Below are 1,385 nucleotides of genomic sequence, written 5' to 3' on the forward strand. Positions count from 1 at the left end.
CTGGGCGACACGGCGCTGGGCCTGCGCCGCGGCTTTTCCGTCAACGGAAGGCGCGTCGCGGTGACCGAGGTCCATTATCCTCCCGCCCTGGCCGAGCGGATCACCAGGGACATGGCCCGCGAAACATCCTCGGCGGAAATCCTCACCCGGCGGCTGGGGCTTGCGATCGACCATGCCGACGTGTCGGTCGATCTCGCCGCGATCGGCCCGGCCGTCGCCGACTGGCTGCGCCTGCCGCCCGCCAGCACGCTGATGCGCATCCGCCGCGTGACCCATTGCACCGGCCTCGGCCCCTGCGAGCACAGCCAGATTCTGCTCTCCACCGGCGCCGCCGCATTCCGCGTCGACGCCGAAGGCCGCATCGCCCCGGCCCTCGGCGCCGCCTGACCCCGCCCCGGGCGGCAGCTTTACGCCATATGCTGCCCGCCATTGACCGACAGGGTCGACCCGGTGATGAAGCCCGACTCCTCGGCGGTCAGAAAGGTGACGCAGCGCGCCACCTCGTCGGCCGTGCCCAGCCGCCCGACCGGAATCCGTCCCACGATGTCGGCCAGGATCTGCGGCGGCACGGTGTCCAGCATCGCCGTGTCGATATAGCCCGGGGCCAAGGTATTGACGGTGATGTTGTGCCGCGCGCCCTCCAGCGCCAGCGCGCGGGTCAGGCCCTGCAGCCCGGCCTTCGAGGCCGCATAGTTCGCCTGGCCGAACTGGCCGATCTGGCCGTTGATGCTCGCCATGTTGATGATCCGGCCGAAACCCTCCGTCCGCATGGCGGGCATGGTCAGCCGGCACAGATTGAACGCGGCGCCCAGGTTGGTGTCGATCACCGCGTCCCACGCCGCGCGGGTCATCTTTCCAATGGTCGAATCCCGCGTGATCCCGGCATTGTTGACCAGGATCGTCACCGGCCCGTCTTCCGCGGCGATCCGCGCCAGCGCATCCTCGCACGCCGCGAAATCCCCGACGTCGAAGGCCATTGTCCGGATGCCGGTGGCCGATTCGAACGCCCGCGCCTCGTCCCGCCGGGCGGTATAGGTGGCGACGACACGCCGCCCGGCATCGCGCAGCGCCCGGCTGACCGCCGCGCCGATCCCGCGCGTGCCGCCGGTCACCAGGGCTACGCGCGGTGTCTGGCGCTCGGCACTGATCATGGATGTTTCCCTGGTGGATGGGGCCTGATGGGCGGGGCTTGATGGATGGGGCGCCCGAACGACGTCGCTCCGGTTTTACAGGATCTCCCGCCCCCGGCCACCCGCTTTATCCGCCCGCCCGCCGTTCATCCATGGCGCAGCAGCCACGCGCCCAGCCTCTCCCACAGCAGGGCGCGGGCACGCGGGCCGGCCACCATCCCCACATGTCCCCCCGCCACCGACAGCGCGCTGGCG

At 71.0% G+C, this 1,385-nt stretch carries 2 protein-coding genes; one reads left to right on the top strand and one right to left on the bottom strand.

The annotated features are described in order from the left end of the window. Positions 1-387: UTRA domain-containing protein (locus HUK84_RS18375; RefSeq protein ID WP_176641522.1), on the top strand; the 387-nt coding region annotated here is incomplete at its 5' end. A gap of 20 nt (positions 388-407) precedes the next feature. Here the strand turns inward: HUK84_RS18375 and phbB are convergent. Continuing rightward, complete coding sequence (gene phbB, locus HUK84_RS18380) at positions 408-1,151, bottom strand: acetoacetyl-CoA reductase (protein ID WP_176641523.1); 744 nt, start codon at positions 1,149-1,151, stop codon at positions 408-410. Positions 1,152-1,385: the final 234 nt, after the last annotated feature.

The organism is Nguyenibacter vanlangensis (assembly GCF_013376155.1).
Lineage (GTDB): Bacteria > Pseudomonadota > Alphaproteobacteria > Acetobacterales > Acetobacteraceae > Gluconacetobacter > Gluconacetobacter vanlangensis.